The 13,312-nt window shown below is 34.2% G+C and carries 16 protein-coding genes; 2 read left to right on the top strand and 14 right to left on the bottom strand.

All coding sequences use genetic code 11. From position 1 onward, the window contains the following. Nucleotides 1–104 precede the first annotated feature (104 nt). The 9 genes from ACLHDE_RS10375 to ACLHDE_RS10335 all read right to left on the bottom strand — a co-directional run bounded on the left by ACLHDE_RS10375 (nucleotide 105) and on the right by ACLHDE_RS10335 (nucleotide 8,322). Nucleotides 105–1,298: an NAD(P)/FAD-dependent oxidoreductase gene (locus tag ACLHDE_RS10375; protein WP_415396346.1), complete on the bottom strand. Its 1,194-nt coding sequence runs from the start codon at nucleotides 1,296–1,298 to the stop codon at nucleotides 105–107. After that, on the bottom strand, nucleotides 1,291–1,635 hold the full coding sequence (locus ACLHDE_RS10370; protein ID WP_415396345.1) for a hypothetical protein: 345 nt from the start codon (nucleotides 1,633–1,635) through the stop codon (nucleotides 1,291–1,293). Before ACLHDE_RS10370 ends, ACLHDE_RS10375 begins: the two co-directional genes overlap by 8 nt. Before the next feature lie 92 nt (nucleotides 1,636–1,727). Beyond that, on the bottom strand, nucleotides 1,728–2,162 hold the full coding sequence (locus ACLHDE_RS10365; RefSeq protein ID WP_415396344.1) for a thioredoxin family protein: 435 nt from the start codon (nucleotides 2,160–2,162) through the stop codon (nucleotides 1,728–1,730). Nucleotides 2,163–2,207: 45 nt separating this feature from the next. Next, entirely contained in the window at nucleotides 2,208–4,427 is a 2,220-nt protein-coding gene (locus tag ACLHDE_RS10360; protein WP_415396343.1) for an endonuclease MutS2, read from the bottom strand. Nucleotides 4,428–4,556: 129 nt separating this feature from the next. Next, the gene (locus ACLHDE_RS10355) at nucleotides 4,557–4,775 is read right to left on the bottom strand and encodes a cold-shock protein (protein ID WP_294963258.1); all 219 of its coding nucleotides are present in this window, start codon (nucleotides 4,773–4,775) and stop codon (nucleotides 4,557–4,559) included. 197 nt (nucleotides 4,776–4,972) lie between these two features. Further along, nucleotides 4,973–5,302, bottom strand: a complete 330-nt coding sequence (locus ACLHDE_RS10350) for a hypothetical protein (RefSeq protein ID WP_415396342.1) — start codon at nucleotides 5,300–5,302, stop codon at nucleotides 4,973–4,975. Further along, entirely contained in the window at nucleotides 5,302–6,615 is a 1,314-nt protein-coding gene (gene murC, locus ACLHDE_RS10345) for a UDP-N-acetylmuramate--L-alanine ligase (protein ID WP_415396341.1), read from the bottom strand. The genes ACLHDE_RS10350 and murC overlap by 1 nt, the downstream gene beginning before the upstream one ends. Before the next feature lie 73 nt (nucleotides 6,616–6,688). Beyond that, a complete protein-coding gene (locus ACLHDE_RS10340) occupies nucleotides 6,689–7,189 on the bottom strand; it encodes a hypothetical protein (protein ID WP_415396340.1) in 501 nt (166 codons plus the stop codon). Next, complete coding sequence (locus ACLHDE_RS10335; protein ID WP_415396339.1) at nucleotides 7,186–8,322, bottom strand: succinyldiaminopimelate transaminase; 1,137 nt, start codon at nucleotides 8,320–8,322, stop codon at nucleotides 7,186–7,188. The genes ACLHDE_RS10340 and ACLHDE_RS10335 overlap by 4 nt, the downstream gene beginning before the upstream one ends. Nucleotides 8,323–8,416: 94 nt before the next feature. Here ACLHDE_RS10335 and ACLHDE_RS10330 point away from each other — a divergent pair, with 94 nt between their 5' ends. Both ACLHDE_RS10330 and ACLHDE_RS10325 read left to right on the top strand, forming a co-directional pair. Next, the gene (locus tag ACLHDE_RS10330; protein ID WP_415396338.1) at nucleotides 8,417–8,800 is read left to right on the top strand and encodes a c-type cytochrome; all 384 of its coding nucleotides are present in this window, start codon (nucleotides 8,417–8,419) and stop codon (nucleotides 8,798–8,800) included. 91 nt (nucleotides 8,801–8,891) lie between these two features. Next, complete coding sequence (locus tag ACLHDE_RS10325; RefSeq protein ID WP_415396337.1) at nucleotides 8,892–9,032, top strand: hypothetical protein; 141 nt, start codon at nucleotides 8,892–8,894, stop codon at nucleotides 9,030–9,032. Between the two features lie 11 nt (nucleotides 9,033–9,043). On the opposite strand, the gene ACLHDE_RS10320 is transcribed toward ACLHDE_RS10325, so the two are convergent. The 5 genes from ACLHDE_RS10320 to ACLHDE_RS10300 all read right to left on the bottom strand — a co-directional run bounded on the left by ACLHDE_RS10320 (nucleotide 9,044) and on the right by ACLHDE_RS10300 (nucleotide 13,228). After that, on the bottom strand, nucleotides 9,044–9,715 hold the full coding sequence (locus ACLHDE_RS10320; RefSeq protein WP_415396336.1) for a HesA/MoeB/ThiF family protein: 672 nt from the start codon (nucleotides 9,713–9,715) through the stop codon (nucleotides 9,044–9,046). Between the two features lie 76 nt (nucleotides 9,716–9,791). Beyond that, nucleotides 9,792–10,583 (bottom strand): carbon-nitrogen hydrolase family protein, encoded by a 792-nt coding sequence (locus ACLHDE_RS10315; protein ID WP_415396335.1) that lies wholly within the window; start codon nucleotides 10,581–10,583, stop codon nucleotides 9,792–9,794. Beyond that, entirely contained in the window at nucleotides 10,583–10,771 is a 189-nt protein-coding gene (gene xseB / locus ACLHDE_RS10310; protein ID WP_415396334.1) for an exodeoxyribonuclease VII small subunit, read from the bottom strand. Before xseB ends, ACLHDE_RS10315 begins: the two co-directional genes overlap by 1 nt. Further along, on the bottom strand, nucleotides 10,764–11,885 hold the full coding sequence (metX, locus tag ACLHDE_RS10305) for a homoserine O-acetyltransferase MetX (protein WP_415396333.1): 1,122 nt from the start codon (nucleotides 11,883–11,885) through the stop codon (nucleotides 10,764–10,766). Before metX ends, xseB begins: the two co-directional genes overlap by 8 nt. Nucleotides 11,886–11,962: 77 nt before the next feature. Beyond that, complete coding sequence (locus tag ACLHDE_RS10300; protein WP_415396332.1) at nucleotides 11,963–13,228, bottom strand: O-acetylhomoserine aminocarboxypropyltransferase/cysteine synthase family protein; 1,266 nt, start codon at nucleotides 13,226–13,228, stop codon at nucleotides 11,963–11,965. Nucleotides 13,229–13,312: the final 84 nt, after the last annotated feature.

Genomic DNA, 13,312 nt, shown 5'->3' with positions numbered 1-13,312 from the left:
TCTAATAGTGAACGAAATATAGATGACTCAAAAAACATTGTTATAATAAATCGTTATGTATGGGATGTTTAGACTTGTATTAAAAAAAATTTCTTATTAGATTATTACTTTGTTATATCTTTTGCACACAGATATGCACTAGCCCATGCAAAAGCAAAATTATAGCCACCACGTTTTCCTAAAACATCTAAAACTTCACCGCAAAAGTAAAGATTACTTTGCTTTAGGGACTCCATTGTTTTTGAGTTTATTTCAGTCGTATCTACTCCGCCACCACTAACTTCTGCATGACGAAAACCGTGAGTATCAGTAACTTCAAAACGCCAGTTGAGCATCTGATTTGCTATTTTTTTAGCTAGTTTTGTGTGAATCTCTTTTGCACTTGTCTCTTGTGGTATTTCTAGGCTTTTAAGCACTCCTTGAGCTATCTTTAGTGGAACCAGACCCACCAAGATATCTAAAACTGAGAAGTCAGGCATATTTTTGGCTACGATACTTAGATGTGAGGAGAGTTTTTGAGCGTTGAAAGATGGAAGCAAGTTTATAGCTATATCAACTTTGGCATACTCCATCAAAGCAATACTTGCTCTTTGAGAGATGTCAAGAATTGCAAAACCTGAAACTCCATAGTTTGTAAAAAGAACATCACCGTTAGTTGAGATATCTTTTTTGTTGTTGATAAGAAGTGTTACATTTGCAATAGTCTTTACTCCACTCATCTTATGCGCAATATTGGAATTTAGATGAAACTGTACAAGTGAGGGGTAGGTTGGAATGATGTTGTGTCCAAACCCTTTTGCTGCCTCATAACCATCACGGTTTCCACCTAGATGCTCAGCTGCCTCTGAGCCAGATGCAATAACAACCGAGTCATACTTCTCTATGAGTTCTTTAATATCTGTAATCTTTGTATCTGTATGGATTCTAACACCAAGATTTTGTGCGTGAGATAGAAGAAGTGAGGCTACACTTTTTGACTCATTACTAAGTGGATAAGCTCTACCGTCATCTTTAACATCTAAAAGTAAACCTATACTAGCTGCAAACTGACTAAACTCTTTAAAACCAAAGCTCTCTAGAGCATCTGTAACAAAAGATGGATTATCACTAAAGAAGTCATGTGGAGTTAAACTTCTGTTTGTAATGTTACAACGACCATTTCCAGAGACTAAAATCTTTTTAGCACACTTTGAGTTTTGTTCAAAAACATCCACCTCAAAAGCTTCTCTTGCACAAAATATGCAACACAGAAGTCCAGATGCTCCACCGCCAATAATTGCTACTTTTTTCCTACTCATTATCATCTTTGTAAGCTTCTAAAAACTCAGACATTAGAAAATCTACAGACTCTAGAGTGTCTTTAATAGGTTCATCAGAATCTATAAAGTCATTTGCTAAGTAAGTAAAAGCAAAGGTGTGTATTTTTCCTGGACGCGGAGTTAAAACTTCTTCTGCTAGACCTAGCTGAATATATATTACTTCAGTATCCTCGACATTTATTGACTCTATCTTTAGAATAAAAGTTGTAGCATCTGTTTTACCAAATACAAAACCTGCTTCCTCAAGCCTTTTTATTACACTATCTTTTAAACTTTGCTTTTGCTCTTTATCCATATAAGTTGCTTTGTTAGGCATATATAAACTAAGTGATTTTACATTATCGAGGGTATAAAAAGATTGTGAAAATAGTGAACTACACACTAATAAAAAAAAGATTATTTTCTTCATTACTTTCTCACTTTTTTGTAAGCTTTTAAAGCTAAATCCATATCTATTGCAAATGTCACTTTCTTCGAATAACCTAGTGATTCAAAAACATGTTTTTGTGTTTTAGGGTCTATAAAGAAAACTGTTGGAATTAGTTTAGAATAGAACTCTGGCGGATATTTACCTTTGTCTTTACTCTTGTCAATAATAATGGGAATAAAATCTTTTTTAACTTGATTTTGAATCAAAGTAGAGTTTAGAGTTTTTCTTTCAAACTTTTTACACCAAGGACAGTAGTCACCGACAACAACGAGCATAAGCAGTTTGTTTTGTGATTTTGCATCTTTAAGGGCGGCATTGTAATCTCTTGAGTAATTAACTTCAGACGCAAATTCATCAATTTGAGCAGATAGTGCAAAAGAGAATGTTAGTAATAGGAGTAGAAGAGTCTTCATTTAAAGCCTTTATAATAGTAAGAAAAATATTATCATAATAACTGTTTAAAGAGTAACAATCTTTGCACCAAATCCACCAAAATGTTGTGGTGCATCTTCAAACTTTTTAACTTTTGGATGTGCTTTTAGAAAGTTTTTAACAGCATAAGAGAGTTTACCTGTTCCAATACCGTGATAAACTATGACTTCATCCCAGCCATTTAGCAGTGCATCTGAGAGAAACTTGTCTAGTGTTTCTTCTGCCTCCTCTGCTCTCATTCCATGTAGGTCACATTTGAGACCTGATTTTTTATCTACATTTACTTTGACATTTGTTTGAGGTTTTACATATATGTTTTTGGTAGGTTTAAGATCTTTTGTTTTTACTCTAAGTCTCATCCCTCCAACTTCTATAAGTGCCTCTTTTTTGTCTTTTATAGATACTATGCTACCTTTGTTGTTTCTGTATTTGATAAAGTCACCTATTTTAAATACATAATTGTTTGGTATTGTCTCTTTTATCTCTTTAGGCAGTTTTTCATTTGCTTTACTCATGGCTCTATGAATAGCTTTTGTGTCTCCAGCTCTTGCCGCTGTTTTTGCTTCATCTATAGCAAGAGCATAACTCTTTTTAAGTTCACTCTTTTTATCATCAATCTCTTTAATCAGAATCTCTTTTTGCTCTCTTAAATCTAACTCTTTAAGTCTTAACTCTTCTAGTCTATCATCAATTTTTTTATGTTTTTGTTTTAACTCACGCTCTAGTTGTGAGCCTCTCTCTATAAGAAGACTAAGTTTTTCACTGTTGTCACCGTAAACACTCTTTGCTTCATTAACTATTGCATTGGAGATACCATATCTGCTTGCAGTCTCAAAAGCGTAACTTTTACCTATGATTCCTTGCATAAACTCATAGGTAGGAACTCTTTGTTCTTCATCATAGATTGCCGCCATTAGCTCTACATCGTCACGATCAGCCATCAATGCAGCTAGACGTTTGTGGTGAGTTGTTACAACAACTTTTTGACCTCTTTTAATTAAATCATCAAGTATTACTTTAAAAAGTGCTGCCGCTTCATCACTATCTGTTCCAAGTTCTATCTCATCTATACCTACTAGAGCAGATTTGTACTCAAATATTTTAGAAAACTCTTGCATACGCCCAGCAAAAGTAGAGATATCATTTTTTACATTTTGAGGGTCATCTATGATGGAGAGAACAGCTTTAAAGCTTCCTATATGAGATTTGTTTTCATTAAGAGACATTGGAATAATATATTTCGCCATAAAAGCAGCCGATAAAATCGACTTTAAAAGCATAGTCTTACCACCGGCATTTACACCAGTTATCATAAGTATATTTTTACTGAAGTCAACATCCACTGGTTTTGGTTTATGAAGGGCAGGGTGTGTAAAGCTATTTAAAATAATTTTAGAATCATTTTTAGATTTTACAAGTTGTAGGTTCTTACTTCTGGCAAACAAAACTCTGGCTTGATAGTTGTCAAACTTTGTAAACTCTTTGTCTATATAGGCTATAAAAGGCTGAATTTCTGAGAGTGTCGCTGAGAATTCTTTTGCATAAGTATAAAAGATAGCTTCTCTCTCTTGCTCAATGTAGCGTATCTGCTCTTTTGATTTTAAGATGCTATCTGGTGAGACATAAAAGAAACCACCGCTACTTCTTCCAATAACAGCACCCTTTAGTACATGGTTAAATCCACCGCGAACTAAAAGACACTCTTCATCGTTTATATAATGAATCTGTGTATCTACCAAGTAACCTGCAAGTTTAGAGCTAGACATCATTCTCTTCATTGAGCTACTCATGTTGTTTTTGTGCTCTTTTATTCTTGCACTCAGACCAAATAGTGTCTCATCAAGATTCTCTTCAAACTTACCTTCGCTAGTAAAGTATTTTTCTATTGTCTGAAACTTCTCATGAACTTCAAACTTACTCATCCACTCGCCGATAATACCCTCAAGTTCACGATTTTTAAAGTAGCGAAAATATCTAACGACTTTTACTATTTCAAACATCTGCCCAAAGTTTAGTACACCTCTTTTTTTGAGATGTCCTTTTATATCGTAAAAATCCGCAACTTTTGGCGGAGCTTTGAACTCTACATTGTCTAGTGCTTTTATATAGCGATAGTGCAGTTCTTGGTCACCTTCTATATATAGTGAACTTTGACGTGAAAAAAAGCTTTTAAATTGCTCTATATGTTCAGTTAAATCGAGCTGGTTTATTAGTAAGTCTAGTTTAGAAGTTTTGTTTATTGACATAATGTTTTTGTTATACCTAATTAATTACTTTGTTATTGCAATCTTAGCTGAATTTATATTATGTTGGGGTTTTAAAAAGAAGTTATTTGAAGAGTATTGAGCAGAAAAAATCTGCTCAATAGAGAAAGATTACAGACCTGTAACGTTTTCTGCTTGAGGGCCTTTTTCGCCTTCACCAATTTCGAAAGTAACTTTTTGACCTTCGTTTAGTGAAACACGATCGTAACCATTGCTATTAACTTGACGGAAATGTACGAATACATCTTTACCACCATTTTCTTGCTCTATAAATCCGAAACCTTTTTCGCTGTTGAACCATTTAACTGTGCCGTTTACTAATGCTGCCATTGTAAATCCTTTGTGTTTTAATACACCCTGTTAACAAGGTGGTTGAAAATCTAATATAAAGTCTATTTTTAGGTGAATTTAACTGTTAACAAGGAGTTATCAATACAAAGTCGACTAAAGATGTAACTAGAATCATCTTTCATTGTTGACAGTATAGCTGAATAATACAAAAAGTGTTGTTAAATATTGAAATTCGCTTATTCACAAGAAGAAGCACTAATCATTTGACCATAATTAGGAGTATTTTCTTTACCTATAAACGTATACGTTCCTATGCTAATAGTGTAGTTAGAGCTGTTAACATCAATACCATTACACTTTAAAGTTTTGTTCTGATTAAACTTCATAACAACGTTTAGCATCTTGTTTGTTTGAGCATTATTATATGCATTAAATGCAATTGCACTTAAAACTACAACTAAGATTACAGCAGTAATCATACTCTTTTGAGATTTTGTGAGTTCTGTAAAATAGTGTAAAGCTAAAAAGAAAAACCCTACAATTACTAGTCCTGCAATATAAGCCATTAAGCTGTTCCTCTTATTTGGTAAGTTATATCTCCGGCACCAAAACCTATGATAAGACCTTTGTCTAAAGTTTTTAGTGTTTCTTTATCTTTGATAACAGTTATGTTGTTGTTAGCTCTTTGAATATTATCTGCCATTGTAAGGTTGTAGTTTTTAAAGCTTTCTTTAAAATCAATGTCACGAGGAGCTTCACCGGCTGACCAGACAGGAAGTATAATAAGCTCCTCAGCACCTTCAAAACATTTAATAAACTCTTCAAGATTATCAATTGTACGAGAGTATTTGTGTGGTTGCCAGATTGCAGTAATCTTGTCAAAACCTTTTAGCTGAGCATACTCTTTAACAGATTCAAAAGTTGCTCTTATCTCTGTAGGATGATGCCCATAATCATCAATGATAACACTGTCTATTTCAGCGCCAACTATATCAAAACGTTTTTTGATACCTTTAAATGTAAGAAGTTTAGATCTTATCTCTTCGATGTCCATAGACTCATTTGCAGCCAAAATTGCCAATGCTGCATCTAAAGCGATATGTTTACCAAATCCCCATACATCAAATAATCCCATATCTTTAAGATTAAATCTTGTGTGCGGTTCATCATTTATAAGTACAAACTCTATGTTTGTAATGTCAGTGCTTGGATATAGCCAGTGAGCCTCTACATCATCTTTTAGCGTGCTTAAGAAAGGGTCTTCTGCATTTAAAACACGACACGATGCTGAGTTTATAAAAGTTTTGTATGAATCATAAAAAAGTTCATAGTTGTAGTCATAATACTCCATATGCTCAGGTTCAGCATTGATAACTATTGCGCAGTGAGGATTTGAGTTTATAAAGCTTCCATCACTCTCATCTGCTTCAAATAGCATTACATCATTTGTTTCATCATATCTTACGTTTGATCCAAATGCTTTTGATTCCGCACCAATAATTGCAGAGCCATCCATAATAGCTGTTAAAATTGCAGTAGTTGTACTCTTTCCATGAGCACCTGCCACAGAGTATACTTTTGAAGTATCAAGGATTTGAAGTAGTGCTTCACGACGAGCAAGCACTTCTATACCTTTTTCTTTAGCAGCTAGGATTTCTGGATTGTCAGGGCGAATGATTGCTGAGTGAATTACTAAATCTTGGGAGTCTATAGCATCTGCACTTTGTGGAACCGTGACTTTTATGCCTAAATCACATAGTTTTTTGGTAATTATACTATCAGAAATATCTGAACCACTAACTTCATGCCCTTTGTAGTGCATGTATTGTGCTAAACCAGAAATACCTATGCCACCAATTCCGATAAAATGAATTTTCATACGCTTACTCCACTTATTGTAGCCATCTCATATTCAGTCACTAAAAATTCGCTTTTGGTGAGAAAAAGAACCATTATGATTCTCCTTGTTTGGATTTGTTAAGCATTTTTTGTGCCTCTTTTGTGAAAACACTAATATAAAATGTACCAGCGTTTTGTGTTGCATCCATATCCGCAATCTTTGTCATAAAATCATCTAGATTAATATTTTCTTTAGATGCTATCCAGTGAAACTTAAGTGCAGAAGAAAATTGCTCATCTTTTGTAAGTCCGCTTAGCACTTCAAACAGTGCACTTGCATCTGAGATATTTCCTGAGTGGTAGTACTCCATAGCGTACTCATAAAGTGCTCTTAGAGTTGCAAAGTCTTGAACTTCAGTCATATCCATAACTCTATGAGCTTCAAGCGTATCTGTAAGTTTTTCCAAGGCTAAATCAAGAATATTAGCGTAAAAACCTTGTAGCGTCTCTTCATCAAATGTATCATGCGCTTGTTGCTCCAATACATAAAGTGAAGCTATATCAGAGTTTTTTTGAGCCTCTAACACCTTGTTTTTTAAATCTTCTACGCTCATGCTAAGCACTCCTTGATTCTAGTTAAAGCACTTCTTGTTTTATCTTCGTCTTCTACTAAAGCTATTCTTACAAAATCTTTTCCAGGGTTTTCGCCATTTGAATCATCTCTTGCTAAATATTCACCAGGTAGAACTTTTACATTATACTCTTCATATAGTTTTTTTGTAAACTCTAAAGGATTTTCAACTTTTAACCAGAGGTAAAAAGTAGCTTCTGGTATTATAGTTCCTAGTATCTCTTTTGCAATAGAAAAGTTTTTTTTGTATATCTTTCTAGCTGCTTCTACATGTACTTCTTCTCTCCATGCAATCGCTGCTGCATTTTGAAGAGGAATAGGAGAAGCACAACCTATATAAGTTCTGTACTTCATATACTCTTTTAAAATTATTTCATCACCTGCTATAAATCCTGAACGAAGTCCTGGAGCTGATGAGCGTTTTGAGATAGAGTTGATTACTAAAATATTTTTAAAATTAAAATTTCCTGCATACTTAGAAGCTTCTAAAAGTGATGGTACCTTGGCATCTGTATAAATCTCACTATAGCACTCATCGTTTAAAAGTACAAAGTTATACTTTAGACTTAGTTTTACCCACTCGGCAAGCTCTTGAATTGTAAGAACTGAAGATGTTGGATTGTTTGGAAAGTTGATGATTACAAGGTCACATTTACTAAGTTCTTTTTCATCTATAGTCGGTTTGAAGTTATTACTCTCATCCATATTTATAAGTAGCATCTTAGCTTTTGAAGCTATTGCAGCACCCTCGTAAATTTGATAAAAAGGATTTGTAAAAGCCATAATCGGATTTTCTTTATCAAAAAGTAAAAACTGAGGAAAGTTAAAAAGCACTTCTCTAGTTCCAAATGTAGGAATAATCTCTTCATCTTTAAGTTCAACACCAAATCTTTTTTTAATAAAAGCTCTTTGAGCTTCTCTTAGATTTGCTTCACCAGAAGTCTTAGGATACTTTTTGAGTAGATGCACATTATCACAAAGTGTGTTTTGTATAAATGCCGGAGTTTCAAACTGAGGCTCACCTATAGTTAAAACAGATGGTGTGTAGGCAGGGTTTGGAACAATGTCTTCTAGCAAGTTATGTAGTTTTTCAAATGGATATGGTTCAAAATTCATATATTATCGCTTATTTAAATTAGTGAAAGTATATCTTAAATGTATTAGAAGTACTTTAACGATATGCTTATGTAAAACTATAAGGATTTATGATATGAAAATTGCAATTTCAGTAGCCTTAGTATTTTTGCTGATTGGGTGTAGTGAAGAGTCTAAACAAGAAGTTCAAAAGAGTGAGCCAAAAGAATCAACTCCTAAAGAGCTTGTAATTAAAGAGACTCCTGTTATAACAACAGTTTTAGATGCTAAAGCATTATTTAAAGTTTGTGCAAGTTGCCATGGTCAAAATGCTGAAAAAGCAGCCCTTGGAAAGTCAAAAATAATAAAAGGATGGAGTGTTAGAGAGACTACTATTGCATTAAATGGTTATAAAGATGGAAGTTATGGCGGTCCTATGAAGAGTGTAATGAAAGGACAGGCAAATAAATTAAATGATGAACAGATAAAGGTTATTGGAGAGTATATTTCTAAGCTCTAGTCGATGTTGACTTTTAGTTTATAGTTGTTTTACGTTAAATTTATATTAAATATAGTATACTTTTATACTTATTATAAAGGAATAAAATATTATGAAACATACTTATCTTTCACAAACTGTAATAGACGAAGCGCTAAAAGAACATATGATTACTGAGAATGAGGCTAGTAAACTTAAGAAGAAAATTGATTGTCAATTATCTATTTTTAAAATAGTTTACAAAGAAAACTAAGTTTTCTTACTCTAGTGTTTTGGAAGTCCAAATTTTTGAGTAATTAATTCGCCTTCTTCATTGAAAAATAGATAATAAAGAGTATCTTTTTTTACACTTAATCCAGCTAAATACCTTAAAGCTAAGTTTGCCTGCAGAGATGCTATAAACATAACTATCGGTGCGGCAATGCCAGCTGGTGTAATTTGTGTAATTTTAAATACATCTGTAAAAGATGAATCTTGTATAAAACATACTTGACCATGAAAAGCTTCAACACTTCCATAAATCCAAGGCAGATTTTTTCTCTTTGCATACTCGTTTATCTCAGCACGTGTTGGAAGATTATCTGTAGCATCTATGATTAAATCAACATCAACATCTTTTTTACAAAACTCTTCAAAGTTACACTCATGAGCTATGGCTTTAACGTAGGGAGATCTCTCTTGAATAAGTTTAGTAGCTAATACAGCCTTGTTTTTACCTTCATCACCAACTTTAAAAACAATCTGGCGATGAATATTGTGAAGTGAAACTTCATCAAAGTCTACCATATGAATCTCACCGATACCACTTGCACCTAAAGCAAAAGCTAGAGAACTACCAAGCCCACCAGAGCCGATAACAGCAATTTTTTTAGTCTGTAGAAGATTTTGAGTATCTTCTCCCCATAGTTGTACCTGACGGTGAAAAAATTTCATCATAATTGAGCCTTTATCAAAAAAAATTATTATATCATACAATAGTAATTATTATTAAATTTTAAGTTTATTCTATCTGCTATTTGCACCTTTTTATAATCTCTTTAAATCCCCAAGAACGTCTAGAATTAATAACATCTGTATGACTCATATCTACTATCATTAGCTCTTCTTTGTTTCCTAGATGCTCTAAAAGTTCTCCGTTTGGTGAAGCTAAAAGTGAATCTCCATAAAATTTCCAGTCAAAATCTTTATCAGCATAACTGCCTATTCGATTAGCTCTTAAAATATAGCAGTTATGTATAAAAGCACGAGAGAGTATAAGACTTTTCCACCTCTCATAGGAGTCAAAAGTAGAAACACTTGGAAGTAAAACACAGTCTATATTTTTTGCTGAGAGCCCAGCAAAAATTTCATCAAAATGAAGCTCAAAACCGCTTATGACTGCAAACTTGAATCCATCCACCTTAAAAACCATTGGTGATTCGATGGCTTTTACTTCATTTGCAAAGAATTTTTCTTCATTCCAGTGTGAGTAGTTTATAAGAAGTTGTTGTTGATAGTAGGCGGTAGAAGAGGGTGCAAATTTTGCTACTGTTTTATATGCTTTTTGCTTTTTAACAATCACGAGAGGAGCAACAATTGTCATACTATAAGTTGAAGAGAGTTCTCTTAAAACCTTGCTTTGATGCTCGGCTTGCTCTTTTATCATAGATATGGACATACTCTCTAACTCTTTGAAAAAAGGATTTAGAATGTACTCCCCAAGTAGCAAAACTTTTATACCTTTGGTGTGTGCAATTCTGATGTAGTTATACAGTTTTGTACTACTCATCCCCTGTGCGCTAAGTTGTAGAACTGCTACTCTCACTAGCTACTCTTTATTTCTTTAATCTTTATTACTGCATCTTCGAGTATTTTTTGAGCTTGTGTTAGTTCACTCATACCATTTTCATATGCTTTTACACTGTTTTGCAGTGTAATTTCAGGATTCATAAGAGTCTCTAAAATTTTTTTTGCATTTTCAAGTTTACTCTCAAAGTCTTGTGTCTTACTCATCTAGTGCTTCCTTTACATAATCTTCAAATTTATCAAGTTCAACCAAGAAGGCATCATGACCATAGTCACTGTCTATGTCTATATAGCTATAGTTTTCATTGCCAATTTCGCTAAGAGTATCGGCTATTTTTTTCATCTCTATATTTTTAAATAGCATGTCATCTCTAAAGCTAATGAGATGTATTTTTGCGGTTATCTTTTTTAGAGCCTCTGCTAGTGAATCAAAGTCACGAGAAAGGTCGAAAATATTTATGGCTTTTGTTATGTATAGATAAGCCAAAGGGTCAAACCATTTAGTAAAATTATAACCGTTGTATTCTAAGTATGACTCTACTTGGAACTTTCCAAAAAGTTCGTAAAGACCATCTGTTCTTTTGTACTCTCTGCCAAATTTAGTTGCCATTGACTCATGGGATAAAAAGCTGATATGCCCAGCCATACGACCAACAGCCATCCCTGACAAGCCTTGTTCTGTTATAACCGCAGGATCATAATAACCTTGTTTAAAATCAGGGTCTTTTAAGATTGATTCTTGAGCAACTTTATTAAAAGCAATGGCCCAAGGTTGAGTAGCGTGAGTTGCCGCCATAGAGATGATTTTATCTGCAAAGTTCGGATAGTGGATAGCAAACTGAAGAGCTTGCATTCCCCCCATAGAACCACCAATAATAGCATGAACTCTATGTATATTTAGTCTATCAAAAAGAATACGTTGTGCTTTTACCATATCTTTAATTGTTACAACAGGAAATTTGTAGCGATAGTAGTCGTGATGAGTGTGTTGCATACTCATAGGACCTGTTGAACCAAAACAACTCCCTATGACGTTTGAGCAAATTACAAAATATTTGTCTGTATCGATAGCTTTGCCTGGACCAATAAGTCCATCCCACCAACCAGCTTTTGTCTCATCTTCGTAAACACCTGCACAGTGGTGTGAACCTGTAAGTGCATGACAAACCACAACTACATTGCTTTTATCGTCATTAAGCTCACCATATGTCTCATATGCGATATCGTAAGGTTCTAAAATACGACCACTTTCAAGATAAAGCGGATTAGTAAAATGTTCTGTGTGTGTTTGCAAATTTAAGGGCAACTTGTAGCTCTCCATAAAATAATTATGCTATTTTAGCGAAAATGACTTAATACTAATTTTATTGAAGCATAAGTTTGCTTTTAAAGAAGCCTTTAGGCTTCTAAAGCTTGTTTCATATCAGCTATAAGGTCTTTTATAGATTCTAAACCACAAGAGATTCGAATAAGTCCAGAAGGAACTCCACAAGAGATGAGTTCTTCTTCGCTTAGTTGTTGGTGAGTTGTAGATGCTGGGTGAGTGATGATAGATTTTGAATCACCTATATTTACAACTAAAGAGTAAAGCTCAGTAGCATCTACAATTTTTGTAGCCTCTTCTAAACTCCCCACTTCAAAACTAAGAAGACCAGAGCAAGCTCCACCATCAAAATACTTTTGAGCCATTTCATAGTTTGAGTTACTTTTTAGTCCTGGATAGTTTACTTTTTTAACCTTTGGATGCGACTCTAAAAACTCTGCTAATTTTAGAGCATTTGCTGAATGTTCTCTCATTCGAAGAGATAGATGCTCCATCCCTTGTATAAATAACCAAGAATTAAATGGCGATGAAACAGCCCCTAAATCACGAAGAAGTGAAAGACGAGCACGAAGTGTAAATGGAGGCAGAGGAACATCAACATATACTAAACCGTGGTAAGAGTGGTCAGGCTCATTAAAGTGAGCGTAGCGAGGATTCCCTTTTAGCTTATCAAGCAGGCCTTTTCTCTCAACTAAAATCCCACCTATTGCAAGACCTTGACCAGTAGTGTATTTAGAAGCACTATGAACTGAGATGTCTGCACCAAATTCAAATGGGCGGCATAAAACAGGAGTAGCAACCGTGTTGTCTACTACGCTTAAGATGCCATGTTTGTTTGCAATAGTAGTAATAGCCTCTATGTCAGCCACATCAATACTAGGGTTTGTTAAAGACTCAAAGAATATAACTTTAGTCTTAGCATCTACAAGTGCTTCTATCTGTTGCGGTTGGTGAACATCAAAAAATCTAGCTTCAATTCCAAATCTTTTTAGTGTGTGAGCAGTTTGAGTCAGACTTCCGCCGTAAAGCTGTTTAGCACATATTATGTTGTCACCGGCTTGGGCAGCATTAGCGATTGCAAAAAAGATAGCACTCATTCCACTTGAAGTTGCAAGAGCAGCCTCTCCACCCTCAAGTTCAGCAAATCTTTTCTCGAACACATCAGTAGTAGGATTGTTAAGACGAGTGTAGATATTCCCCAACTCTTTTAAAGCAAACAGATTTGCAGCATGTTCAACATCACGAAATTCATAAGCTGTTGTCATGTAAATAGGAACAGCCATGGTTCCTTGTGTATCTTTTTCATAACCCGCATGTAGTGCTTTTGTCTGTAAATCCATTATATCTCCAATGAAGTAGTTTAAAATATTGGAGTAATTTTATCAAAAATTGCTTAATATAAAAATATTTTATATTTGTTTGTT

Source organism: Sulfurimonas iocasae (assembly GCF_047716755.1).
Classification (GTDB): Bacteria; Campylobacterota; Campylobacteria; order Campylobacterales; family Sulfurimonadaceae; genus Sulfurimonas.
The sequence above is the reverse complement of the archived record's forward strand: the minus strand, read 5'-3'. Positions and strand labels throughout refer to the sequence as shown.

Coding starts and splice junctions, on each gene's coding strand:
- ACLHDE_RS10375 (WP_415396346.1), bottom strand. CDS start 1,298: ATGAGTAGGAAAAAAGTAGCAATTATTGGCGGTGGAGCATCTGGACTT.
- ACLHDE_RS10370 (WP_415396345.1), bottom strand. CDS start 1,635: ATGCCTAACAAAGCAACTTATATGGATAAAGAGCAAAAGCAAAGTTTA.
- ACLHDE_RS10365 (WP_415396344.1), bottom strand. CDS start 2,162: ATGAAGACTCTTCTACTCCTATTACTAACATTCTCTTTTGCACTATCT.
- ACLHDE_RS10360 (WP_415396343.1), bottom strand. CDS start 4,427: ATGTCAATAAACAAAACTTCTAAACTAGACTTACTAATAAACCAGCTC.
- ACLHDE_RS10355 (WP_294963258.1), bottom strand. CDS start 4,775: ATGGCAGCATTAGTAAACGGCACAGTTAAATGGTTCAACAGCGAAAAA.
- ACLHDE_RS10350 (WP_415396342.1), bottom strand. CDS start 5,302: ATGGCTTATATTGCAGGACTAGTAATTGTAGGGTTTTTCTTTTTAGCT.
- murC (WP_415396341.1), bottom strand. CDS start 6,615: ATGAAAATTCATTTTATCGGAATTGGTGGCATAGGTATTTCTGGTTTA.
- ACLHDE_RS10340 (WP_415396340.1), bottom strand. CDS start 7,189: ATGAGCGTAGAAGATTTAAAAAACAAGGTGTTAGAGGCTCAAAAAAAC.
- ACLHDE_RS10335 (WP_415396339.1), bottom strand. CDS start 8,322: ATGAATTTTGAACCATATCCATTTGAAAAACTACATAACTTGCTAGAA.
- ACLHDE_RS10330 (WP_415396338.1), top strand. CDS start 8,417: ATGAAAATTGCAATTTCAGTAGCCTTAGTATTTTTGCTGATTGGGTGT.
- ACLHDE_RS10325 (WP_415396337.1), top strand. CDS start 8,892: ATGAAACATACTTATCTTTCACAAACTGTAATAGACGAAGCGCTAAAA.
- ACLHDE_RS10320 (WP_415396336.1), bottom strand. CDS start 9,715: ATGATGAAATTTTTTCACCGTCAGGTACAACTATGGGGAGAAGATACT.
- xseB (WP_415396334.1), bottom strand. CDS start 10,771: ATGAGTAAGACACAAGACTTTGAGAGTAAACTTGAAAATGCAAAAAAA.
- metX (WP_415396333.1), bottom strand. CDS start 11,885: ATGGAGAGCTACAAGTTGCCCTTAAATTTGCAAACACACACAGAACAT.
- ACLHDE_RS10300 (WP_415396332.1), bottom strand. CDS start 13,228: ATGGATTTACAGACAAAAGCACTACATGCGGGTTATGAAAAAGATACA.